This is a genomic window from Ancylobacter sp. (assembly GCF_965229075.1).
Classification (GTDB): Bacteria; Pseudomonadota; Alphaproteobacteria; order Rhizobiales; family Xanthobacteraceae; genus Ancylobacter.
Genome location: NZ_CBDDIO010000002.1, coordinates 1,343,461 through 1,365,708, shown reverse-complemented (window position 1 = coordinate 1,365,708; position 22,248 = coordinate 1,343,461). Strand labels below are relative to the sequence as shown.

The following is a 22,248-nucleotide window of genomic DNA, read 5'->3' as shown; positions in this document are numbered from 1 at the left end:
TTCGACCAGATACGCCAATCGCGCCCGCGCGCAAACGCGGGCCTCGCGGAAAACGCCGCAGCGCAGCGAAAGGTTGACCGGGAACGCGACTTGGTGCCTAGTCCGGCGCCATTACCTGAACCCTTGCGGCTCCTTAGTCGACGTCCGCCTATCCAAGAAGCCTGTCCATGAGCACCGAGCGCTACAACGCCCGCGAGGCCGAGCCCCGCTGGCAGAAGATCTGGGACGAACGCGGAATCTACCGCACCCGCAACGACGATCCGCGTCCCAAATACTATGTGCTCGAAATGTTCCCCTACCCCTCGGGGCGCATCCATATCGGCCATGGCCGCAACTATGTGATGGGCGACGTGGTGGCGCGCTTCAAGCGCATGAAGGGCTTCAACGTGCTCCACCCCATGGGCTGGGACGCGTTCGGCCTGCCGGCGGAGAACGCCGCGATCGAGCGCAAGACGCATCCGGGCAAGTGGACCTACGAGAACATCGCCACCATGCGCGAGCAGCTGAAGCTGCTCGGCCTGTCGCTCGACTGGTCGCGCGAGATCGCCACCTGCGATCCCTCCTATTATGGCGAGCAGCAGCGCATCTTCCTCGATTTCCTCAAAGGCGGCTTCGTCTACCGCCGTGAGAGCGAGGTGAACTGGGACCCGGTCGACAACACCGTGCTCGCCAATGAGCAGGTGATCGACGGGCGCGGCTGGCGGTCCGGCGCGCTGGTGGAACGGCGCAAGCTGGCGCAGTGGTTCTTCCGCATTTCCGACGCCTCCGAGGAACTGCTCGCCGGGCTCGACACGCTGGAGCGCTGGCCCGACAAGGTGCGGCTGATGCAGCGCAACTGGATCGGCCGCTCGGAAGGGCTGCATGTGCGCTTCGCGCTGGCCGACGCGCCGGCGGGGCGGCCCGAAAGCCTGCCGGCCGAGATCAAGGTCTACACCACCCGGCCGGACACGCTGTTCGGCGCCGCCTTCCTCGCCCTTTCCCCCGGCCACCCCGTGACCGAGACCCTCGCCGCCGGCAACCCGGCGCTGGCGAGCTTCGTCGAGGAATGCCGGCGCGGCGGCACCTCCACCGCCGAGATCGAGACCCAGGAGAAGATGGGCTTCGACACCGGGCTGAAGGTGCGCCACCCCTTGGGCGGGCCGGATCTGCCGGTCTATGTCGCCAATTTCGTGCTGATGGAATACGGCACCGGCGCCATTTTCGGCTGCCCGGCACATGACCAGCGCGACCATGACTTCGCCCGCAAATACGCCCTGCCGATCACCCCGGTGGTGCTGCCGCCCGATGTCGACCCTGCGGCCTTCTCGGTGGCGGAGGCGCCCTATGAGGGCGAGGGCGTGCTGTTCAATTCCGGCTTCCTCGACGGCCTCACCGTGCCGGCGGCGAAGGAGAAGGTGGCGCTGCGGCTGGAGAACGAGATTCTCGGCAACGCGCCCGTCGGCGAGCGGGCGGTGAATTACCGCCTGCGCGACTGGGGCATTTCGCGCCAGCGCTATTGGGGCTGCCCGATCCCGATCATCCATTGCGACGCCTGCGGCCCGGTGCCGGTGCCGGACGACCAGCTTCCCGTGAAGCTGCCGGAGGACGTGTCCTTCGACCAGCCCGGCAACCCGCTGGACCGCCACCCCAGCTGGAAGCATGTGAACTGCCCGAGCTGCGGCGCGCCGGCCCGGCGCGAAACCGACACGATGGACACGTTCGTCGATTCCTCCTGGTACTTCGCCCGCTTCGCCGCCGAGCCCGGCACCGCGCCGCTGCAAAAGGGCGCCGCCGACCAGTGGCTTCCGGTGGACCAGTATATTGGCGGCATCGAGCACGCGATTCTGCACCTGCTCTATTCCCGCTTCTTCATCCGCACGCTGAAGAAGCTCGACCGCCTCTCGGTGGCCGAGCCCTTCGCCGGCCTGTTCACGCAGGGCATGATCGTCCACGAGACCTATAAGGACGCGGAAGGCCGTTGGCTGTTCCCCGAAGAGGTGGAACGCGACGCCGCCGGCCAGCCGGTGAAGGTGGGCACCGGCGAGAAGGTGACCGTCGGCGCGCCGGAGAAGATGTCGAAGTCGAAGAAGAATGTCGTGCCGCCGGAAGTGGTGGCCGACACCTATGGCGTCGACAGCGCCCGCTGGTTCATGCTCTCCGACACCCCGCCCGAGCGCGACAGCGAATGGACGGACAAGGGCATCGAGGGCGCCTGGCGCTTCGTGCAGCGCGTGTGGCGCCTCGTCGGCGACACCGCCGCCCTGGTGCCGGGCGTGGTGGCGCGGCCGGATGATTTCGGGGCCGAATCTCTCGCGCTGCGCCGCGCCTCGCACAAGCTGGCGGCGCAGGTGGCCGAGGATATCGAGCGGCTGCGCTTCAACGTGGCGGTGGCGCGCGTGCACGCCTTCGCCAATGTGTTCGGCGACGCGCTGACGGGCGCGCGCAAGACGGCGGAGGCCGGCGCGCTGGCGCCCGACCTCGCCTTCGCCCTGCGCGAGGCGGCGGGCTTCCTCGTTTCCGTTGTGGCGCCGATGGTGCCGCATCTCGCCGAGGAATGCGGGCAGGTGCTGAACGGCGCCGGGCTGATGGCGCAGGCGCACTGGCCCGAGGTGGAGGCCGCGCTGCTGGTGGACGACACCGTTACGCTGCCGATTCAGATCAACGGCAAGCGGCGCGGCGAGATCGTGGTGCCGAAGGAGGCCAGCCCCGCCGAGGTGGAGAAGGCGGTGCTCGCCCTCGACCTGATCGCGCAGGCCCTCGACGGACGCGCCCCGAAGCGTATCATCGTCGTGCCGCAAAGGATTGTGAATGTCGTCGCCTGACCGGAGGAACACGATGCCCTCACGCCGCCGCCTGCTCGGTCTCGCCGGGGCGGGACTGCTCGCCCTTTCCACGGCGGGCTGTTTCCAGCCCATGTATGCGGAGACCACGCCCGGCCAGGGCTCGTCGCTGCAGGAAAGCTTCAGCCAGGTGGAAGTGGTGTTCGCGCAGGGCCGCGTCGCCGACGAGGTGCGCAATGACCTGATCTTCGCCCTGACCGGCGGCGCCGGCAATCCGGTGGGCGCGCCTTACAAGCTGTTCCTCGACGTGGCGAGCAAGACCAACCAGGCCTCCGTCGTCAGCCCGCTCACCGGCCTGCCGGAAGTGGAAATCGTCTCGGTGGATGTCTCCTGGAAGCTGTTCGACGCCGGCAACCTCAAGACGCCGCTGCGCACCGGCAAGGCCAGCGGCAAGGCCTCGCTGGACAGCGGCTATCAGCGTTTCGCCCGCGCCCGCGCCATTCGCGACGCCGAGAACCGCTCGGCCATGGTCGCCGCCGAATCGATCCGGAGCCAGCTCGCCTCCTATTTCGTCACCGGCGGTCCGAAGTCAGCCGCCCCGGGCACTACCGCCCCGGTGACGACCGCGCCGCTCACCGAAGCGCCCGCGACCGCCGCGCCGAAGAGCTGAGGTATGGTCGCCGTACGGCCGGGCGATGTCGAGGCGACGCTGAGCCGCCTCGACCCGTTGCGCCCGGTGCTGCTGCTGTTCGGCCCGGATAGCGGCCTGGTGCGCGAGCGCGCCAAGGCCTATCTCGCCCGCGCCAGCACCGGTTCCGACGATCCTTTCGGCCTGATCCGGCTCGACGGCGACGAGATTTCCGGTGATCCCGGACGGCTGGTCGACGAGGCCGGCACGGTGGCGCTGTTCGGCGGCCGCCGCGTGGTCTCCCTGCGCGTCGGGTCGCGCAATGTGGTGCCGGCGGTGGAAGCGCTGCTGGCCCAGCCGCCGGAACAGGCGATCGTCGTCATCGAGGCCGGCGATCTCAAGCGCGGCCAGGGCTTGCGGGCGCTGTGCGAAGCCTCGCCGCACGCGCTCGCCATCGCCTGCTATGCCGATAGCGAGCGCGACCTTAGCCGGCTGATCGACACCATGATGGCCGAGGCCGGCACCCAGCTCGACCGCGACGCACGCGGCGAATTGATGGCCCTGCTCGGCGGCGACCGCATGGCCTCGCGCGGCGAGATCGCCAAGCTGCTGCTTTACGCCGCCGGCGAACCGCGCATCACCAGCGCGCATGTGCGCGCCATTGTCGGCGACGCGTCCAGTCTCGCGCTCGACGAGATCGCCGATGCCACCTTTGCCGGCCAGCCCGCCGACATGGCGAGCGCCTTCGCCAAGGCCACCGGCGAAGGCATGCGGGCGGATATCGTGCTGGGGGCGGTGTGCCGCACGGCGCAGGCGCTGCACCAGATGCGTCTCGCCATCGAGGCCGGCGGCAGCGTCGAGCGCGCGGTGGAAGGCGCGCGGCCGGCGATCCATTTCCGCCGCAAGCCCTTCATCGAGAAGGCGCTGCGCAGCTGGACCGTCACCCGGCTGGAGACGGCGCTGTTCGCGCTGGACGACGCGCTGCTCGCCGCCCGCCGCAATGCCGCGCTCGGCCCAGCCATCGCCGAGCGGGCGCTGCTGCAGGTGGCGGCGCAGGCCCGGCGCGGCTGAGACGGCGCGCCTGGCTCAGACGCCGGCGAGGCGCCGGCAGACCTCGTCGAGCTGATCGAGCGAGGAATAGCGGATGCGGATCTCGCCCGCCTCGCCATCATGCTTCAGCGTCACCGCAAGGCCGAGTTCGTCGGAGAGCCGGCGCTGCAGCGCGGCGGTGTCGGCGTCGAGCGCGGGATGCTTCGGATTCTTCGGCGGCTTACCGGCCGCTTCCGCCTTGGCGACGTTGAGCTCCTGCGCCAGCGCCTCGATGGCGCGCACATTCATGCCCTGCTCGACAATCGCCCGCGCCAGCGCCTCGGGATCGTCCTGCGTCAGCAGCGCTCGTGCATGGCCGGCGGAGAGGCGGCCATCGGCGAGATAGGCCTTCACCGGCTCCGGCAGGCGCAGCAGCCGCATCGTATTGGCGACATGGCTGCGGCTCTTGCCGATGACGCGGGCGAGATCGTTCTGCGAATAGCCGAACTGGTCGGCGAGCGACTGGTAGCCCGCCGCCTCTTCCAGCGGGTTGAGATCGGCGCGCTGGACGTTCTCGATGATGGCGATTTCCAGCGCCTCGCGGTCATTGACCTCGACGACGACGATCGGCACCTCATGGATGCCCGCCCGCTGCGACGCCCGCCAGCGACGCTCGCCGGCGACGATCTCATAGGCGTCGCGCTCGCCGGCGACCTGGCGCACGACGATGGGCTGGATGATGCCGCGCTCGCGGATGGAGGCGGCGAGATCCTCAAGGTCCGCCTCGGCGAAGCTGCGGCGCGGGTTGCGCGGATTGGCGCGCAGAAAAGCCAGCGGCACCTTGCGCGCGCCGCCGGGAACGCGGGCCCGCTCATTGCTGGCGCCGCCATCCTCGCCCATATCGCCGATCAGCGCCGCAAGGCCGCGCCCGAGCCGCGAGCGGCCGCCGTCTTCCGCCATCGCCATTGCTCCCTCCCTCACGCCGCTGCGACGCGCAGGCTGCGCTCGCGCTGGATTATTTCGGAAGCGAGACGAAGATAGGCCTGCGACCCCACGCATTTGAGATCGTAGAGCAGGACCGGCTTGCCATAGGACGGCGCTTCCGACACCCGCACATTGCGCGGAATGATGGTCTCATAGACCTTCTCGCCCATGAACTGGCGCACATCGTCCACCACCTGGGTGGAGAGATTGTTGCGCGCGTCGAACATGGTCAGCACGATGCCATGGATGGACAGGCCGGGGTTGAGCGTGGTGCGCACCTGCTCCACGGTCTTCAGCAGCTGCGACAGGCCTTCCAGCGCGAAGAATTCGCATTGCAGCGGGACCAAAATCGCGTTGGACGCCGCCATGGCGTTGACCGTGATCAGGTTCAACGACGGCGGGCAATCGATCAGCACGTAGGTGTATTCGGGATCCGTTCGTTCCGGATCCGAATCGGCCGTCCCATTCAGCCGGCGAATGGCATCGCGCAGGCGGAAGGCGCGGTCGCGCTGGCTGGCGAGTTCCAGCTCGATGCCGGAGAGGTCCAGCGTCGAGGGCGCGATGTGCAGGCGCGGCACCGCGGTTTCCAGCACCGCGTCGCGCAGCTCGATCTCGCCGGTCAGCACGTCATAGGTGGAGACGCGCCGGCGGCTGCGCTCGATGCCGAGCCCGGTGGAGGCATTGCCCTGCGGATCGAGATCGATGATCAGCACTGTCTCGCCAATGGCGGCGAGGGCGGTGCCGAGATTGATCGCCGTCGTGGTCTTGCCGACGCCGCCCTTCTGGTTGGCGAGGGCGAGCACGCGGGGAACCGCCCGGGGCGCGGCGGGAGCGAGCGAAGCCTCAGTCATGATGTCCACCCTGCGAAAAACCGTCGTCTGCGGCCGCCTCGGCGCTCAAGGGAACGGCGCTGCGGACGATCAGCACATGCCCGCCGCCACCAGTAAGGCTGGGCGAGGTTTCACTGTTGATTCTCCAAGATTTAGCTGACTCGGTCAATTCGTTATCAACATCTTGTCCCTTCAGGAACAGCCCCGTCGCCCCCTGTGCAAGGAAGGGCGCCGCCAGCTGGAGCAGGCGCGGCAATGGCGCAAGCGCGCGGGCGGAAACCACCTCGACGCCCGGGGCCAGCGCGCCGGCGACCTGCTCAATGCGCGACGGCACCACCGTGACCGGAAGGTCCGCCAGCCGCGCCGCCTCGCGCAGAAACGCCGCCTTGCGGCTGTCGCTCTCCACCAGCGTCACATCCGCGTCCGGCCGCTCCGCCAGCGCCGCCGCCACGACGAGGCCGGGAAAACCGCCGCCGGAGCCGAGATCGACCCAGCGTGTCGCCGCTCCTGCCAGCGGAATCAGCTGCAGCGAGTCCGCGACATGCCGGGTCCACACCACGGGGAGCGTGGCCGGCGCGACCAGATTGATGGTGCGCTGCCATTTTTCCAGCAGGGCGACGATGATGTCGAGCCGCTGTTCTGTTTCACGTGAAACAGGCGTGAGGCTCAGCGCATGGGCGCGGTCGGACGAATCGGTTTGGGACATGCCGCAGCATACCGCATCGGCGGCCGGGGATCAGCGAAAGACCGCTGCTGGCGCCGGTTCAGGAGGCCCGCTTTGCATGGGCGGCGAGCAGCGCGAGCGCGGCCGGCGTCATGCCATCAATCCGCCCTGCCTGACCAATGGTACGGGGCCGAATCGATTCCAGCTTGGCCTTGAGCTCGTTGGAGAGTCCGGCCAGCCCGCGATAATCCATCTCCGCCAATTCCGCCGCTTCCTCGCGGCGGAAGGCGGCGATGTCGGCCTCCTGCCGATGGAGATAGACGGCGTATTTGGCATCGACTTCCACCTGCTCGCCAATGCGCGGCTCTTCCGCCTGCGCCTCTGGCCAGATGCGGCAGATGTCAGCCCAACCGACCTGCGGGTAGGAGAGAAGGTCGAACGCCGTGCGCCGCTGGCCGTCGCGGTTGAGGGTCAGGCCGTGGCGGTCTCCCTCCCCTGGGGTGATGGAGACCGAATGCGCCCAGGCGGTCACCCGCGCCAGCGCCTCCCGGCGTCCGGCGAAGTGGTGGCGGCGGGCTTCGCCGACGAGCCCGAGCCCCTCGCCCTTGGCCGTCAGCCGCTGGTCGGCATTGTCCGCGCGCAGCGAGAGACGGTACTCCGCCCGCGAGGTGAACATGCGGTAAGGCTCCGACACGCCACGGGTGACGAGGTCGTCGATCATCACGCCGATATAGGCTTCTGCCCGATCGAAGGTCGCGCCGTCCTGGCCGCCGGCGCGGCGAGCGGCATTGAGCCCGGCAACCAGACCTTGCGCCGCCGCTTCCTCGTAGCCGGTGGTGCCGTTGATCTGGCCGGCAAGGAACAGCCCGCGCGCCCTGCGCACCTCCAGCGTCGGCTCCAGTTCGCGCGGATCGACATGATCATATTCGATGGCATAGCCGGGGCGCAGCACCTCCACCCGTTCCAGCCCCGGAATGGTTGCCAGAAGCGCGCGCTGCACCTCTTCCGGCAGCGAGGTGGAAATGCCGTTGGGATAGACGGTCGGATCGTCCAGCCCTTCCGGCTCCAGGAAAATCTGGTGCCCATCGCGCTCGCCGAAGCGGACGATCTTGTCCTCGATGGAGGGGCAGTAGCGCGGACCGACGCTCTGGATGTTGCCGGAATACATGGCCGAGCGCGCGATGTTGGCGCGGATCACCGCATGGGTTTCCGGCGTGGTGCGGGTGATGCCGCACATCACCTGCGGGTTGGTGATCGCGGTGGTGAGCGCCGAGAACGGTTCGGGCGGCGTGTCGCCCTCCTGCATCTCCAGCCCGGCCCAGTCGATGGTGCGGCCGTTGAGGCGCGGCGGCGTGCCCGTCTTCAGCCGGCCGAGCCGCAGCCCGAGCGCGGCGAGCGACGAAGACAGCCCGCGCGCCGGCGCCTCGCCCATCCGGCCCGCCGGAATCTGCCGGTCGCCGATGTGGATCAGCCCATTGAGAAACGTGCCCGTCGTGATGACCACGGCGCCCGCCGCGACATGGCGGCCATCCGCCAGCACCAGCCCGGCGACGCAGCCGTCCTTCATGATGAGGCGGTCGGCTTCGCCTTCGACCACCGATAGGTTCGGCTGCGAATCGATCTCCCGCTGCATTGCCTGCGCATAGAGCTTGCGGTCGGCCTGGGCGCGCGGGCCGCGCACCGCCGGCCCCTTGCGCCGGTTGAGCAGCCGGAACTGTATGCCGCCCTGATCGGCGACGCGGCCCATCAGCCCGTCCAGCGCGTCGATCTCACGCACGAGATGGCCTTTGCCGAGCCCGCCAATCGCGGGATTGCACGACAGGGTACCGAGCGTGGCGTGGCTGTGCGTCACCAGCGCGGTGCGGGCGCCGAGCCGGGCAGCGGCGGCCGCCGCCTCGGCGCCGGCATGCCCGCCACCGACGATGACGACATCGAAGCGAAGATCGGGAGAGACGGAAACGCTGGTCATTGGCTCGCGGATCATAGCTCGCGGTTCATGGGCTCGCGGCGTTTTCGCGCGTCGCTGAAAGCACGCGCACGGATTGGCCGGCAAAGGGAGAGTGCCGTTTGAGCCAGCGTTTCACCCCGGCGTCAAGTCGCGGGGGCGCTCGTCTTCGTGGTGGAGAACCCGGCGAGCTGATTCACGTGAAACATTTCGTTTACGAATCGGCCTCGGTGTGGCCGGTGTTTCACGTGAATCCGCTGTCCCGCGCGGTGCCTATTTGCCGATGCAGAATTCGCGGAACACGACATCAAGAAGATCCTCGACGCCGATGGCGCCGGTCATCCGGCCAAGCGCCCGCGCGGCGAGGCGCAGTTCTTCGGCGAGGAGTTCGTCGTCGAGCCCGTCCCAGCGTTCCAGGGCCAAGGCGAGATGACCGCGCGCTTCCTCCGCGCTGGCGCGATGGCGGGCACGCAGCAGCGCCGGGTGCTCCCCCGCCGCCCGCTCGGCGATGAAGCGGCCGAGGGCGCCGGTGAGTTCCTCCAGCCCCTCGCCGCGCGCGGCGGAAACCGCCAGCTGATGGCGCGCCCAATCAACGCCGAGCGTGGGGGAACCCTCCGCCCGGTCAACCTTGTTGCCGAGCAGCCAGAGCGGCGCGTCGGCCGTTACCGGGGCCTCGGCCGGCGCGGCGCCATCGGTGAGATCGTGTACCCAGAGAACGAGGTCGGCTTCCGCCATGCGGGCGCGGGCGCGGCGAATACCCTCCGCCTCCACCCGGCTTTCCGCCTCGCGCAGGCCGGCGGTGTCGACCAGCGTCGCCTTGTGGCCGTCAAGGTCGAGCGCGACTTCCAGCAGGTCGCGCGTGGTGCCCGGCTCGTCGGAAACGATGGCGACCTCGCGCCGGGCGAGCGCGTTGAGCAGCGACGACTTGCCGGCATTGGGCAGGCCGGCAATGGCGATGAGCGCGCCTTCGCGCACCAGCGCGCCACGTCGGTCGGCCAGCGCACAGGTGAGTTCTTCCAGAAGCGCCGTCACTTCCGGCTTCGCCAACGCGCGCGCGCCGGCCGGCACATCGTCCTCATCGGCGAAATCGATGCCGGCCTCGATAAGCGCCATGGCGCGGATGAGCCGGCCGCGCCACGCTTCCACCTGCTGGCCGAGATGGCCGAAGGCATGAGCGAAGGCCAGCCGGCGCTGCGCCTGCGTCTCCGCGGCGATCAGGTCGGCGAGGCCTTCGGCTTCCGTCAGGTCCATCCGCCCATTAAGAAAGGCGCGACGGGTGAACTCGCCCGCCTCCGCCGGCCGCAGCCCCGGCACGGTGAGCACCGCGCCGAGCACGGCGGCGACCACGGCGCGCCCGCCATGGATTTGCAGCTCCGCCATATCCTCCCCCGTCGCGCTGCGCGGGCCGGGGAACCACAGCACGAGCCCCTGGTCGAGCGCTTCGCCGGAGACGGGATGGCGCAGCCGGGCAAGCTGGGCGCGGCGCGGCTCCGGCAGGCGCCCGGCGAGCGCGGCGAGCGCGACACCGGCCTGCGGGCCGGACAGGCGGATGACCGCCACCGCCCCGCCGGTGCCGGACGAGACCGCCGCGATGGTGTCACCCCGCGCCCCTTCCCCTGCCCCGCCGCCCGGACCGGTCGCCTTTGCGTCGGTCGCGATTGCGCTTTTTTCCTGCACGTCCACCCGCTACGCCCTATCTGTTGAATCGGCCGCCTTGACCGGCCGCCACGATACCCCGTCCCAAGCCGGAGCGTCATCTTGCCCAACCAGCTCGCCGCCGCCGCCAGCCCCTATCTGCTCCAGCACAAGGACAACCCCGTCGACTGGTGGGAATGGACGCCGGAGGCCTTCGCCGAGGCGCGGCGCAGCAACCGGCCGATCCTGCTCTCGATCGGCTATGCCGCGTGCCATTGGTGCCATGTGATGGCGCATGAAAGCTTCGAAGACGCGGCGACGGCGGCGGTGATGAACGAGCTGTTCGTCAACATCAAGGTCGATCGCGAGGAGCGGCCGGAGGTCGACCAGATCTATATGGCCGCCCTCCAGCAGCTCGGCGTGCAGGGCGGCTGGCCGATGACCATGTTCCTCGACCCCGAGGGCGCGCCGTTCTGGGGCGGCACTTATTTCCCAAAGGAGGCGCGCTATGGGCAGCCCGCCTTCACCGATGTGCTGAAGACCATGGCGAACGCCTATGCCTCTGGCGATCCGCGCATCGCCCAGAACCGGGTGGCGCTGCTGGAGCGGCTGCGGCAGAAGGCGCGGCCGGCGGGCCAGGTGGTGATCGGCACCAATGAGCTGGATGACATCGCAGGGCGCATTCTCGGCATTATGGACACCGAGCATGGCGGCCTGCAGGGCTCGCCGAAATTCCCCAACACGCCGTTCCTCGAACTGCTGTGGCGCGGCTGGGAGCGCACCGGTCGGCAAAAGCTGCGCGACGCGGCGCTGCACGCACTGGACGGCATGAGCGAGGGCGGCATCTACGACCATATTGGCGGCGGCTATTCCCGCTACAGCGTCGATGACCGCTGGCTGGTGCCGCATTTCGAGAAGATGCTGTACGACAATGCGCAAATCCTCGACCTGCTCGGCCTGGCCTATGCCGAGACCGGCGCCGAGTTGTTCCGCGCCCGCGCCATCGAGACGGTCGGCTGGCTGCAGCGGGAAATGCTGACCGAAGGCGGCGCCTTCGCCGCCAGCCTCGACGCCGATTCCGAGGGCCATGAAGGCCGTTATTATGTCTGGACGCTGAAACAGGTGCTGGACGCGCTGGGGGCGCAGGACGCGGAATTCTTCGCCCGCCATTACGACATCGCCCCCTTCGGCAATTGGGAAGGCGTGTCGATCCCCAACCGTCTGAAGGAGATGGAGCGCTCGGGCGCGGACGAAGTGCGGCTTGCCATGCTGCGCGACAAGCTGCTTGCCGTACGGGAAAAGCGCGTGCCGCCCGGCCGCGACGACAAGGTGCTGGCCGACTGGAACGGGCTGATGATCTCGGCGCTGGTCGGCGCCGCCCCACGCATCGGCCGGCCGGAATGGGTGGAGCTGGCCGCCGGTGCGTTCCGTTTCATCGCCGAATCGATGGTGAAGGACGGGCGGCTCGGCCATAGCTGGCGCGCGGGCCGGCTGGTCTTCCCCGGTCTCGCCTCGGATTACGCCGCGATGATCGGCGCGGCGCTGGCGCTGGCGGAAACGACGGGCGAGCAAGCCTATCTCGACCTTGCGGTGGCCTGGCAGGGGATGCTTGAGCGGCATCACGCGACCGAAGCGGGCGGCTATTACCTCACCGCCGACGACGCGGAAGGGCTGATCCTGCGCCCGGACGCCACCGCCGATGATGCGGTGACCAACCCGCAGGCGCTGATCGCCCGCAATCTGGTGCGGCTGGCGACGCTGACCGGCGATGACGCCTATCGCGCCCGCGCCGACCGCCTGTTCGAGACGCTGCTGCCGCGCGCCGCGCCGAACCTCTACAGCCATGCCGGGCTGCTCAACGCGCTCGACACCAGGCTGCGGGCGCGCGAGGTGGTGGTGATCGGCGCGGGGGCTGAGGCTGACGCGCTGACCGACGCCGCCCGGCGGATGCCATTGGTCGATGTCAGCGTGCAGCGCGTGGCCAACCCTTCCACCCTGCCCGCCGATCACCCGGCGCGGGCGAAGGCCGAGAGCCTGACGAGCGGAAGCGAGGGCGACAACGGGTCAGCCGCCTTCGTCTGCGCTGGCGGCAGTTGTTCGCTGCCCGTTACGGAAGTGAATCGACTGGAGGAGCTGCTGCGCGGCGGCTGAAGGGAGGGGGCCAATAGGGCCGCCTTTGAGGCCCCTCCCCCGCTTGCCGGTACGAGCGGGCGATCAGCGCGCCGACGACGGCGTCGCGTAGTCGAATCGGCGCCACCAGCGCCTTGTGTGGGTAAGCCTGTGGATAATCCGGGGAGAAAATCCCCCACCCCCGCACAGATCAACAGAAACGGCCGCTGGCGGGCGTTTGGGCTTTTACGAGGAATGGATCGGACGACACGTCTCTCGCCCGCCCTGAGTCATTTCTGAAGGCCATCATTTCGTAAGCGAAATGATGAATTTCGGGCGAATTTGCCAAAGATACCGGAGATTCAGCCGTATTCAGTGCAAACCCGCAATCAGCGCCGCTGACCCCGCATGCGCGGCCGGTTATCCGTGTCCAGCCGGCTGAACTTCACATTGGCCAGCATCAGCGGCACCACCAGCATCAGCGCGCCGGCGAGGTCCGCCTGCAGCACATAGGCGAGCCCGAGTTCGGCCCGCACCGCCGGCCCGATGACGGGATCGGCGAAATCGGCGATGAGGCTGGCGACGAACAGAGCCGTGGGCAGCCACACGGCGAGGGGAAGCCACCAGCGCCGGCAGGCCATGACCCAGCTCAGCGCGGCGATGCCGATGACGAACAGCCACAGCTCGGCCATGGGCGGCTCGCGCTCGGCGACGCCCGCCTGCACAGGCAACGCCAGAAGCAGAGTGACAGGTAGCGACATCAACGAAAGCCGGTAGATCCGCCCTGCCCGCATGCCCGCCTCCCAGCGGCCTCGCCCCGGCGTTTTCGCCGTGGGCGCGCTTGCCTTATGTTTTGCTTTACGTGTTCATTGAGTCGAAGAAGTCGCCATTGGTCTTGGTCTGGCGCAGCTTGTCGACCAGGAACTCGATCGCGTCGACCGTGCCCATCGGGTTGAGAATGCGGCGCAGGACGTACATTTTCTTCAAAACGTCGGCCGGCACAAGCAGCTCTTCCTTGCGGGTGCCCGAACGGGTGATGTCGATCGCCGGGAACACGCGCTTGTCCGACACCTTGCGGTCGAGGATGACCTCGGAATTGCCGGTGCCCTTGAACTCTTCGAAGATCACTTCGTCCATGCGCGAGCCGGTATCGACCAGCGCCGTGGCGATGATGGTGAGCGAGCCGCCCTCTTCAATGTTGCGCGCCGCGCCGAAGAAGCGCTTGGGCCGCTGCAGGGCATTGGCGTCGACACCGCCGGTCAGCACCTTGCCCGACGACGGCACCACCGTGTTGTAGGCGCGGCCGAGACGGGTGATGGAGTCGAGAAGGATCACCACGTCGCGCTTGTGCTCGACCAGGCGCTTAGCCTTCTCGATCACCATCTCGGCGACCTGCACATGGCGCTGTGCCGGCTCGTCGAAGGTGGAGGAGACGACCTCGCCCTTCACCGAGCGCTGCATGTCGGTCACTTCCTCCGGCCGCTCGTCGATGAGCAGCACGATGAGGTAGCACTCGGGATGATTTGTCGTGATGGACTGGGCGATGTTCTGCAGCAGCACCGTCTTGCCGGTGCGCGGCGGCGCGACGATGAGGCCGCGCTGGCCCTTGCCGATGGGCGCCACGACATCGATGACGCGGGCCGAGAAATCCTTGCGGGTGGGGTCTTCGATTTCCAGCTTCAGCCGCTCGTCGGGATAGAGCGGGGTGAGGTTGTCGAAGTTGATCTTGTGCCGGATCTTGTCCGGGTCCTCGAAATTGATCGTGTTGACCTTGAGGAGGGCGAAGTAGCGCTCCCCATCCTTCGGGGAGCGGATCTGGCCTTCGACCGTGTCACCCGTCCGCAGGCCGAAGCGGCGGATCTGGCTGGGCGAGACATAGATGTCGTCAGGGCCGGGGAGGTAGTTCGCGTCCGGGGAGCGCAGGAAGCCGAACCCGTCGGAGAGGATCTCGACCACGCCCTCGCCGATAATGTCGGTGTCCTTGGCGGCGAGCTGCTTGAGAATGGCGAACATCAGCTCCTGCTTGCGCAGCGTGCTGGCGTTCTCAACCTCAAGCTCCTCCGCGAACACCAGAAGTTCGGCGGGGTTCTTGGACTTGAGGTCCTGGAGCTTCATTTCCCCCATGGGAAAAGGCCTCGATATCTAAATGTGGACGTAGCCGGCCGGGAAGTCCCGCCGAAACGACAAAAGGTGGGAAGCGCTGGTCTGCGGACCCAGGCCGAGGGGATCGGCTTCTTATCCGGCACACCGTGCGGCATCGGGGAAGATGCCCGCCTGAACGGAGCGACAGCCAGCTTCGTGGAGTTCGCGCACCATAGGCAAAGGCACGATTCGGCGCAAGTGCGCCGCGCCACGCTTTGAACGCGTCAAAACGGCTTTACGATGACCATGATGACGATGCCGATCATCAGCAGCGTCGGCACCTCGTTCATGATGCGGTAGAAGCGGGCCGGGCGGACATTGCGGTCGGCGGCGAAATCCTTCACCCAGCGCGACAGCGCGCCGTGAAAGCCGCTCATCGCCAGCACCAGCGCCAGTTTCACGTGAAACCAGCCCGACGTGAACCAGCCACCGTCCCAGGCGAGCCACAGGCCCGCGAGCCAGGCGACGATCATCGCCGGGTTCATGATCGCCTTGAGCAGGCGGCGTTCCATCACCTTGAAGGTTTCCGACTGCGGCGAACCCTTGGGCGCGTCGCAGTGATAGACCATCAGCCGCGGCAGATAGAGCATGCCGGCCATCCAGGAGATGATGGCGATCACATGCAGCACCTTGATCCACTCATACAACATGGAACGCCTTCGACCCCTCGCCTAGAGCCTGATCCGATCAGGTTGAATCAACCTGATCGGTGAATCAGTCTCTAAAGTATTGATAGAGAACGTTTTACCGATCTGATTGCGATGCAGTCAGATCGGAACGTGCTCTAGACGCCGCGAATCCGCGCGATCATCCGCTCGACATGGGCGATCGGCGTTTCCGGGCGGATGCCATGGCCGAGATTGAACACATGCGAGGCGCCGTGGAAATCCGCGAGAATGCCGTCGATGGCGGAATCGAGCGCGGCACCGCCGGCGATGAGGGTGAGCGGATCGAGATTGCCCTGCAACGCGCATTTGCCGCCCAGCGCGTAGCGCGTCGCCTTGCGGTCGGCGGTCCAGTCGAGGCCCACCGCGTTCACGCCCGTCGCCTGCACCATCTCGGTGAGCCCGGACAGCGTCGCGCCCTTGGGGAAGGCGATGATGCGCGCGCTCGGGACTTCCGCTCGCACGGCGGCGACGATGCGGCGGATCGGGTCGATTGACCAGCGGCGGAAGCTCTCGGGATCGAGCACCCCGGCCCAGCTGTCGAAAATCTGCACTGCATCGGCGCCAGCCTTGAGCTGGCCGACGAGATAGCGCGTGGAGGTTTCCACCAGGAGATCGATCAGCGCGGTGAAGAAGGCCGGGTCCGTGAGCGAGGCGAGGCGTGCCGGCGCCTGGTCCGGCGTGCCGCGCCCGGCGATCATATAGGTCGCCACCGTCCATGGTGCGCCGCAGAAACCAAGCAGCGCCGTCTCAGCGGGCAGCTCGGCGCGGATGCGGCTGACCGCTTCCAGCACCCGGTCGATCTTGTCCGGGTCGAGCGTCTGGCGCAGCGCCGCGAGTTCCGCGCCAGTGGTGACCGGCACCAGACGCGGCCCCTCGCCGGCCTCGAAGGTCAGCGGACAACCGAGCGCGTGCGGCACGACGAGAATGTCGGAGAATAGGATCGCCGCGTCGAAGCCGAAACGGCGGATCGGCTGCAGCGTCACCTCGACGGCGTAATCGGGCGTGTAGCACAGGGTGAGGAAATCGCCGGCCTTGGCCCGTACCTCGCGATATTCCGGGAGATAGCGCCCGGCCTGGCGCATCATCCAGATCGGCGTGCGGTTGGGCACATGGCCTTCCAGCGCCTGCAGCAGGATCGGCTTCTTCGTCACGCTGGCCCCTGCCGTGGCGCTGTCCATTCCGGCGCTTTCCATCCGCTTGTCCCCTGCCTCTTCATACTTCTTTAAGCACTTTGAATAGAAGGTTGTCTGTGTAGTGAGCAGGGGATTAGAGATGTTCCTCCCCGCCCACAACAGACCCCCAGGCGTGGCACCGGCGGGCCGCGCGCAGACGATTCCAAAATTCAGCCGGTTTAAGGGCTTAAGCGCCGCATGCGGGGTTATCCACGCAGTTCGCCGCGCCCGCCTTGATAAAGCGCACAGGGTCTCGCCTGTGGAGGAAAACCGCCGCTGTCCCCAGCCCTCCCCTTGCGAACCGTCGAAGGGCGTGGCTTGTTCCCATTCTATGCACAGGCCTGTGGATGAACGGCGTGACTGACGCCAACCGCCCGTCGGAGAGCTACTACCACCTCCATCTCGTCTCGGATTCCACCGGCGAGACGCTGATCAGCGTCGGCCGCGCGGCGGCGGCGCAGTATGACGTGAAGCCGATCGAGCACATTTACCCGCTGGTGCGCTCGCACAAGCAGCTCGACAAGGTGGTGCAGGCGATCGACGAATTTCCCGGCATCGTGCTCTACACGCTGACCGACCCGGAACTGCGCAACCGGCTGAAGACCTATTGCCGCGACCATGGCGTGCCGGTGCTCTCGGTGCTGGCGCCTGTCGTGCAGCTGTTCCAGGCCTATCTCGGCGGGGCGCCGGAGCCGCGCGTCGGCGGTCAGCACCAGCTCGACGGCGATTATTTCCGCCGCATCGACGCGATGAACTTCACCGTCATGCATGATGACGGCCAGCATGTGGACGGGCTGGAAGCCGCCGATGTGGTCCTGCTCGGCATTTCCCGCTCCTCGAAGACGCCGACCAGCATCTATCTCGCCAATCGCGGCATCAAGACCGCCAATATCCCGCTGGTGCCGAGCCTGCCGGTGCCGCCGGGCCTCGCCGACCTCAAGCGCCCGCTGGTGGTCGGCCTGCTCGCCAGTGCCGACCGGGTGGTGGAAATCCGCCGCAACCGGCTGCTCGGGCTGAACGCCGCGCAGGCCGCCGACACCTATACCGACCGCGAGGCGGTGGCGGAGGAGATCGCCTTTTCCCGCCGGCTCTGCGCCCGCCATGGCTGGCCGATGATCGACGTGACCCGCCGCTCCATCGAGGAGACGGCGGCGGCGATCATCGCCTTGCTGCAGGAGCGCCGGCGCCAGCAGACCGAGAACCCGAATGGCTGAGGCCGTGCCTGACAATCCGCTCTGGCGCGGGACGGCGCCGCTGCTGCTCGCCTCGAAGAGCGCCGCCCGCCGGGCGCTGCTGGAGGCCGCCCGCGTGCCGTTTGAGGCGGTGAGCGTCGCGGTCGATGAGCGCGCCATTGAGGCCGAGGCGGTGCGCGATGGTGCCGATCCCGCCGGCGTGGCGGTCACCCTCGCTCGGGCCAAGGCGCTGGCGGGGGCGGCGGCGCATCCCGGCCGGCACGTCATCGGTGCCGACCAGACGCTGGCGCTGGGCGACGACGCCCTGCACAAGCCGGCGGACCGGGCGGCAGCGAGGGCGCAGATCGCCCGTCTCGCCGGGCGCACCCATAGCCTGCATTCGGCCGTGGCGGTGGCACGCGACGGCGCGGTGCTGTGGGCGACGGTGGACAGCGCGCATCTCACGATGCGCCCGCTCACAGAGGCGGCGATCGAGGCCTATCTCGATGCGGCGGGCGAGGCAGTGCTGTCCAGCGTCGGCGGTTACCAGCTGGAAGGGCTGGGCATTCACCTGTTCGAGCGTGTCGAGGGCGACCATTCGGTGATATTGGGGCTGCCGCTGCTGCCGCTGCTCGGCTTTCTGCGCTCCGAAGGACTTCTGCTGTGACCCGTCATGTCGCGATCATCGGCCATCCCGTCAGCCATTCGCGCTCGCCGCTGATCCATGGCTACTGGCTGGCCCAGCACGGCATCGACGGCAGCTACGGCGTCCGCGATGTTCCGCCCGCCGAGATCGACGGTTTTCTCGGCGCTTTCGCCGCGTCCGGCCTCGTCGGCGGCAATGTCACCGTGCCGCATAAGGAAGCCGCCTTCCGCGCCTGCGCGGTGCGTGATCCGGTGGCGGAGGCCCTCGGCGCGGTGAACACGATCTGGCTGGATGACGGCGCGCTCCACGGCGCTAATACCGATGTGCACGGCTTCCTCGCCAATCTCGACGCTGCCGAGCCGGAATGGGCGCGGGCGCTGGGCGAGGCGGTGGTGCTGGGCGCCGGCGGCGCGGCGCGGGCCATTGTCTACGGGCTGTTGCAGCGCGGGGTCGACCGCGTGGTGGTGGCCAACCGCACGATTGCGCGGGCCGAGGCGCTGCGCGACCAGTTTGGCCCGCGTGTGCTCCCGGTGGAGTGGCGCGACCTTGGCGGGCGGCTGATCGGCTGCCGGCTGCTGGTCAACACCACCTCGCTCGGCATGAAGGGCCAGCCGCCGCTCGATGTCGACCTTTCCGCGCTTTCGCCCGACGCCCTGGTGACGGACATCGTCTATGTGCCGCTGGAAACCCCGCTCCTGAGGGCCGCCAAGGCGCGCGGCCTCGCCACGGTGGATGGGCTCGGCATGCTGCTGCACCAGGCGGTGCCGGGCTTCGAGCGCTGGTTTGGCGTGCGGCCGGAGGTGACGGCGGAACTGCGCGCCCTCGCGATCGCCGACCTCAAGGCCAAAGGGCAGTTCGCGTGAGGGGGACGTTCGCGTGAGCGCCCGCCGGCCCTTCCGCCTCGGCCTGACCGGCTCGATCGGCATGGGCAAATCCACCACCGCGCAGATTTTCCGCGAGCAGGGCGTGCCGGTGCACGATGCCGACGCGGCCGTTCACGCGCTTTATGGCGCCGAGGGCGTCGCCCCGGTCGAGGCGGCCTTTCCCGGCGTGACGCAGGGCGGGCGGATCGACCGTACTCTGCTCGGCGCGCGTGTGCTCGGCGATGAGGCGGCGATGAAGCGGCTGGAAGCCATCGTCCACCCGCTGGTGCATGCGCGCGAAAAGGCGTTTCTGCAAGCCGCCGCGACCGCCGGCGCGCCCATCGCCGTGCTCGACATCCCGCTGCTGTTCGAGACCGGCGGCGAGAACCGCGTCGACGCCGTGCTGGTGGTCAGCGCACCGGAATCGGTGCAGCGCGCCCGGGTTCTCGCCCGGCCGGGCATGACGGAAGAGAAATTTGCCGCCATCCTTGCCCGGCAGGTGCCGGATAGCGAAAAGCGGCGGCGGGCCGACCATGTGATCGACACCGGCCATGGGCTCGACCGCGCCCGCGCGGCGGTGGCGGCGCTGCTGGACGAGCTGCGGGCACGGCGCAGCGACGACGAAGGGAAATGCGATGCGTGAGATCGTGCTCGACACCGAGACCACCGGGCTCAACCCGCTCACCGGCGACCGTCTGGTGGAGATCGGCTGTGTCGAGATCTACAACCGCATCCCGACGGGGCAAGTCTACCATGTCTATCTGAACCCCCAGCGCGACATGCCGGTGGAGGCGTTCAACGTCCACGGCCTCTCGACCGAATTCCTCGCCGACAAGCCGCTCTTCGCGCAGGTGGTGGACGATTTCCTCGCCTTCATCGCCGGCGACCCGCTGGTCATCCATAACGCCGCCTTCGATATCGGCTTCCTCAATGCGGAGCTGGCGAAGGTCGGGCGGCCGGCGCTCACCTTCGACCGCGTGGTCGATACGCTGTCGCTGGCGCGGCGGCGGCATCCGGGTGCGTCGAATCGTCTCGATGACCTGATGAACCGGTACGGCATCGACTCATCCCGCCGCACCAAGCACGGGGCGCTGCTCGATTCCGAATTGCTGGCCGAGGTCTACGCCGAGCTGTGCGGCGGCAAGCAGACGGCGCTGAGCCTCACCATGGTGGAGACGACGACCACGGTGGTGATCGAGGGGCAGGTGGCGGCGCCGTTGCAGCGCCCCCGCCCGCTGGCGCCGCGCCGGAGCGCGGAAGAGGCAGCGGCGCATGCCGCCTTCATCGCCACGCTGGGCGAAAACGCCATCTGGAACGAATACACGGCCGGAAGCTGACGCCGCCGGCCGTGCTGTAGAGAGGTCAGAGCGCCGGAAGGCGCGTCAGGAAGCGAGCACGTTGCTCGGCGCCTGCTGGGCCATGCGCTGGCGATACAGCGTGACGAAATCGACCGGGTCGATCATCAGCGGCGGGAAGCCGCCATTGCGCACCGTGTCGGCGACGATCTGCCGCGCGAAGGGGAACAGCATGCGCGGGCATTCGATGAGCACGAAGGGGTGGATGGTCTCCTGCGCCACGTTCTGGGCGCGGAAGATGCCGGCATAGACCAGCTCCAGCGCGAACAGCGTCTTGCCGTTCAGCTCGGCCTTGGCCTCGACCTTCAGCTCGACTTCATACTCGGCGCCGTCGCGCAGCGGCTTGGCGCCGACATTGATCTGGATGCCGATCTGCGGCTGGCCCTTGACGACCAGCGATTCCGGCGCGCCCGGATTTTCGAAGGACAGGTCTTTCGTGTACTGCGTCAGCACCTGAAGCGTCGGCATCTGGGCGTTGTCGGTCTCAGCCATAGGTTTCTCCGTGGGGTTCGCCGGCATCGCCCCCGGGGGCACCGGCGATGGTGCCGCTGGGTCGGTCGTTCCGCCTCAGCCGGTCTTGCAAAGGGCGGGTGTCGCTAACACGGTTGGGTGCGGCTCACAAGCGCGCGGCACGCTTTGCGCGGCCTGCTGCGGATGCGGGCGACGGCGGCGCTTGGCGGACGCGGCGGCTGTGCTCTACTGTGGCCGGGACGTCAGCTTATCGCCCTGCTGCTCCGCCGAAGTGATGACCCTGCGGCAGGGACGGGGTGGCGAAATCGGCCAGACGTCGTAAATAGGTCATGTCAACCGCGCGGCCCGTCCTTGGAAGGCGTCGCGCGGACACCACATGAGGCACAGTCCCGCGCCGGAACGGCTCCGGCGGGGCCAACAGCGGCGAACTGCGACGTGTTCGATATTTATACGATCATCTTCCTGGCCCTCGCCGTGTTCATCTTCATACGGCTGCGGAGCGTGCTGGGGCAGCGGACGGGGCGGGAGCGGCCGCCTTACGATCCCTATTCGCGCCGCGATGCCGCCAAGGCGCCCGTGGGCGCCTCCGACAAGGTGGTGAATTTCCCCGGCACCGCCACCGATAAGCCCGCCGTGCCCGCGCCGGTGGAACCGGTGGAAGACGCCGAGCCCGCCCCGGCACGCTGGGCCGGCATCGCCGAGGTCGGCTCGGCCGTGGCCAACGGCCTCGACGCCATCGCCGCGCAGGAGCGCGAATTCGACGCCAAGCACTTCCTCACCGGTGCCCGCGCGGCTTACGAGATGATCATCGTCGCCTTCGCCAATGGCGACCGCGCCAGCCTGAAGGACCTGCTGGCGCGCGACGTGTTCGACGGCTTCAGCGCCGCCATCGCCGAGCGCGAGCAGCGCGGCGAGAAGATGGAAACGCAGTTCGTCGGCATCGAGAAGGCCGAGATCATCGAGGCCGAGGCACGCGGACGCAGCGCGCAGATCACCGTGCGCTTCCTGTCGCAGCTGATCTCCGTCACCCGCGACCGCAATGGCGGCGTGGTGGACGGCGATCCCGAGCAGGTCGCCGACGTGACCGATGTGTGGACCTTCGCGCGCGAACTTGGCGCCCGCGACCCCAACTGGAAGCTGGTCGCCACCGAAGCGGCTTCGTGAGAAGATGACGGG

The 22,248-nt window shown here is 68.2% G+C and carries 20 protein-coding genes; 10 read left to right on the top strand and 10 right to left on the bottom strand.

The window, feature by feature from the left end:
- Positions 1–167 precede the first annotated feature (167 nt).
- Genes leuS through holA form a run of 3 tightly spaced genes read left to right on the top strand, consistent with a single transcriptional unit; the run spans position 168 to position 4,458 of the window.
- Entirely contained in the window at positions 168–2,801 is a 2,634-nt protein-coding gene (gene leuS, locus ACO07Z_RS12470; RefSeq protein WP_421699010.1) for a leucine--tRNA ligase, read from the top strand.
- Between the two features lie 13 nt (positions 2,802–2,814).
- The gene (locus ACO07Z_RS12465) at positions 2,815–3,429 is read left to right on the top strand and encodes a hypothetical protein (RefSeq protein WP_421699009.1); all 615 of its coding nucleotides are present in this window, start codon (positions 2,815–2,817) and stop codon (positions 3,427–3,429) included.
- Positions 3,430–3,432: 3 nt separating this feature from the next.
- The gene (gene holA / locus ACO07Z_RS12460; protein ID WP_421699008.1) at positions 3,433–4,458 is read left to right on the top strand and encodes a DNA polymerase III subunit delta; all 1,026 of its coding nucleotides are present in this window, start codon (positions 3,433–3,435) and stop codon (positions 4,456–4,458) included.
- Positions 4,459–4,473: 15 nt separating this feature from the next.
- Here holA and ACO07Z_RS12455 read toward each other — a convergent pair whose 3' ends face one another.
- From ACO07Z_RS12455 to mnmE, 5 genes are all read right to left on the bottom strand, one after another.
- On the bottom strand, positions 4,474–5,382 hold the full coding sequence (locus ACO07Z_RS12455) for a ParB/RepB/Spo0J family partition protein (RefSeq protein ID WP_421699007.1): 909 nt from the start codon (positions 5,380–5,382) through the stop codon (positions 4,474–4,476).
- An 11-nt stretch (positions 5,383–5,393) separates the two neighbouring features.
- Positions 5,394–6,251: a ParA family protein gene (locus ACO07Z_RS12450; RefSeq protein WP_421699006.1), complete on the bottom strand. Its 858-nt coding sequence runs from the start codon at positions 6,249–6,251 to the stop codon at positions 5,394–5,396.
- Positions 6,244–6,936 (bottom strand): 16S rRNA (guanine(527)-N(7))-methyltransferase RsmG, encoded by a 693-nt coding sequence (gene rsmG, locus ACO07Z_RS12445; protein WP_421699005.1) that lies wholly within the window; start codon positions 6,934–6,936, stop codon positions 6,244–6,246. The genes ACO07Z_RS12450 and rsmG overlap by 8 nt, the downstream gene beginning before the upstream one ends.
- A 58-nt stretch (positions 6,937–6,994) precedes the next feature.
- Positions 6,995–8,863: a tRNA uridine-5-carboxymethylaminomethyl(34) synthesis enzyme MnmG gene (gene mnmG, locus ACO07Z_RS12440; protein WP_421699004.1), complete on the bottom strand. Its 1,869-nt coding sequence runs from the start codon at positions 8,861–8,863 to the stop codon at positions 6,995–6,997.
- Between the two features lie 249 nt (positions 8,864–9,112).
- Positions 9,113–10,522 (bottom strand): tRNA uridine-5-carboxymethylaminomethyl(34) synthesis GTPase MnmE, encoded by a 1,410-nt coding sequence (mnmE, locus tag ACO07Z_RS12435; protein WP_421699003.1) that lies wholly within the window; start codon positions 10,520–10,522, stop codon positions 9,113–9,115.
- Positions 10,523–10,597: 75 nt separating this feature from the next.
- On the opposite strand from mnmE, the gene ACO07Z_RS12430 reads away from it, so the two are divergent.
- Positions 10,598–12,625, top strand: coding sequence for a thioredoxin domain-containing protein (locus ACO07Z_RS12430; RefSeq protein WP_421699002.1), 2,028 nt, complete (start codon positions 10,598–10,600; stop codon positions 12,623–12,625).
- Between the two features lie 347 nt (positions 12,626–12,972).
- Here ACO07Z_RS12430 and ACO07Z_RS12425 read toward each other — a convergent pair whose 3' ends face one another.
- The 4 genes from ACO07Z_RS12425 to hemE all read right to left on the bottom strand — a co-directional run bounded on the left by ACO07Z_RS12425 (position 12,973) and on the right by hemE (position 16,571).
- A complete protein-coding gene (locus tag ACO07Z_RS12425) occupies positions 12,973–13,377 on the bottom strand; it encodes a hypothetical protein (protein ID WP_421699001.1) in 405 nt (134 codons plus the stop codon).
- 64 nt (positions 13,378–13,441) lie between these two features.
- The gene (gene rho / locus ACO07Z_RS12420) at positions 13,442–14,707 is read right to left on the bottom strand and encodes a transcription termination factor Rho (RefSeq protein WP_244449942.1); all 1,266 of its coding nucleotides are present in this window, start codon (positions 14,705–14,707) and stop codon (positions 13,442–13,444) included.
- Between the two features lie 242 nt (positions 14,708–14,949).
- Positions 14,950–15,375, bottom strand: coding sequence for a protoporphyrinogen oxidase HemJ (gene hemJ, locus ACO07Z_RS12415; protein ID WP_421699000.1), 426 nt, complete (start codon positions 15,373–15,375; stop codon positions 14,950–14,952).
- A 134-nt stretch (positions 15,376–15,509) separates the two neighbouring features.
- Positions 15,510–16,571, bottom strand: a complete 1,062-nt coding sequence (gene hemE, locus ACO07Z_RS12410) for a uroporphyrinogen decarboxylase (protein WP_421698999.1) — start codon at positions 16,569–16,571, stop codon at positions 15,510–15,512.
- A gap of 341 nt (positions 16,572–16,912) precedes the next feature.
- On the opposite strand from hemE, the gene ACO07Z_RS12405 reads away from it, so the two are divergent.
- The 5 genes from ACO07Z_RS12405 to dnaQ are packed head-to-tail and all read left to right on the top strand — an operon-like array spanning position 16,913 to position 20,583.
- Positions 16,913–17,779, top strand: coding sequence for a pyruvate, water dikinase regulatory protein (locus ACO07Z_RS12405; protein ID WP_244449939.1), 867 nt, complete (start codon positions 16,913–16,915; stop codon positions 17,777–17,779).
- A complete protein-coding gene (locus tag ACO07Z_RS12400; protein ID WP_421698998.1) occupies positions 17,772–18,404 on the top strand; it encodes a Maf family protein in 633 nt (210 codons plus the stop codon). The genes ACO07Z_RS12405 and ACO07Z_RS12400 overlap by 8 nt, the downstream gene beginning before the upstream one ends.
- Positions 18,401–19,246 (top strand): shikimate dehydrogenase, encoded by an 846-nt coding sequence (locus ACO07Z_RS12395; RefSeq protein WP_421698997.1) that lies wholly within the window; start codon positions 18,401–18,403, stop codon positions 19,244–19,246. Before ACO07Z_RS12400 ends, ACO07Z_RS12395 begins: the two co-directional genes overlap by 4 nt.
- A 13-nt stretch (positions 19,247–19,259) precedes the next feature.
- Positions 19,260–19,889: a dephospho-CoA kinase gene (gene coaE / locus ACO07Z_RS12390; RefSeq protein WP_421698996.1), complete on the top strand. Its 630-nt coding sequence runs from the start codon at positions 19,260–19,262 to the stop codon at positions 19,887–19,889.
- The gene (gene dnaQ / locus ACO07Z_RS12385) at positions 19,882–20,583 is read left to right on the top strand and encodes a DNA polymerase III subunit epsilon (protein ID WP_307018586.1); all 702 of its coding nucleotides are present in this window, start codon (positions 19,882–19,884) and stop codon (positions 20,581–20,583) included. Before coaE ends, dnaQ begins: the two co-directional genes overlap by 8 nt.
- Positions 20,584–20,628: 45 nt before the next feature.
- Here dnaQ and secB read toward each other — a convergent pair whose 3' ends face one another.
- Entirely contained in the window at positions 20,629–21,093 is a 465-nt protein-coding gene (gene secB, locus ACO07Z_RS12380; RefSeq protein WP_421698995.1) for a protein-export chaperone SecB, read from the bottom strand.
- Positions 21,094–21,507: 414 nt separating this feature from the next.
- Here secB and ACO07Z_RS12375 point away from each other — a divergent pair, with 414 nt between their 5' ends.
- Complete coding sequence (locus ACO07Z_RS12375; RefSeq protein WP_421698994.1) at positions 21,508–22,236, top strand: Tim44/TimA family putative adaptor protein; 729 nt, start codon at positions 21,508–21,510, stop codon at positions 22,234–22,236.
- The last annotated feature ends 12 nt before the right edge of the window (positions 22,237–22,248 follow it).

Coding starts and splice junctions, on each gene's coding strand:
- leuS (WP_421699010.1), top strand. CDS start 168: ATGAGCACCGAGCGCTACAACGCCCGCGAGGCCGAGCCCCGCTGGCAG.
- ACO07Z_RS12465 (WP_421699009.1), top strand. CDS start 2,815: ATGCCCTCACGCCGCCGCCTGCTCGGTCTCGCCGGGGCGGGACTGCTC.
- holA (WP_421699008.1), top strand. CDS start 3,433: ATGGTCGCCGTACGGCCGGGCGATGTCGAGGCGACGCTGAGCCGCCTC.
- ACO07Z_RS12455 (WP_421699007.1), bottom strand. CDS start 5,382: ATGGCGATGGCGGAAGACGGCGGCCGCTCGCGGCTCGGGCGCGGCCTT.
- ACO07Z_RS12450 (WP_421699006.1), bottom strand. CDS start 6,251: ATGACTGAGGCTTCGCTCGCTCCCGCCGCGCCCCGGGCGGTTCCCCGC.
- rsmG (WP_421699005.1), bottom strand. CDS start 6,936: ATGTCCCAAACCGATTCGTCCGACCGCGCCCATGCGCTGAGCCTCACG.
- mnmG (WP_421699004.1), bottom strand. CDS start 8,863: ATGACCAGCGTTTCCGTCTCTCCCGATCTTCGCTTCGATGTCGTCATC.
- ACO07Z_RS12425 (WP_421699001.1), bottom strand. CDS start 13,377: ATGCGGGCAGGGCGGATCTACCGGCTTTCGTTGATGTCGCTACCTGTC.
- rho (WP_244449942.1), bottom strand. CDS start 14,707: ATGGGGGAAATGAAGCTCCAGGACCTCAAGTCCAAGAACCCCGCCGAA.
- hemJ (WP_421699000.1), bottom strand. CDS start 15,375: ATGTTGTATGAGTGGATCAAGGTGCTGCATGTGATCGCCATCATCTCC.
- hemE (WP_421698999.1), bottom strand. CDS start 16,571: ATGGACAGCGCCACGGCAGGGGCCAGCGTGACGAAGAAGCCGATCCTG.
- ACO07Z_RS12405 (WP_244449939.1), top strand. CDS start 16,913: ATGAACGGCGTGACTGACGCCAACCGCCCGTCGGAGAGCTACTACCAC.
- ACO07Z_RS12400 (WP_421698998.1), top strand. CDS start 17,772: ATGGCTGAGGCCGTGCCTGACAATCCGCTCTGGCGCGGGACGGCGCCG.
- dnaQ (WP_307018586.1), top strand. CDS start 19,882: ATGCGTGAGATCGTGCTCGACACCGAGACCACCGGGCTCAACCCGCTC.
- secB (WP_421698995.1), bottom strand. CDS start 21,093: ATGGCTGAGACCGACAACGCCCAGATGCCGACGCTTCAGGTGCTGACG.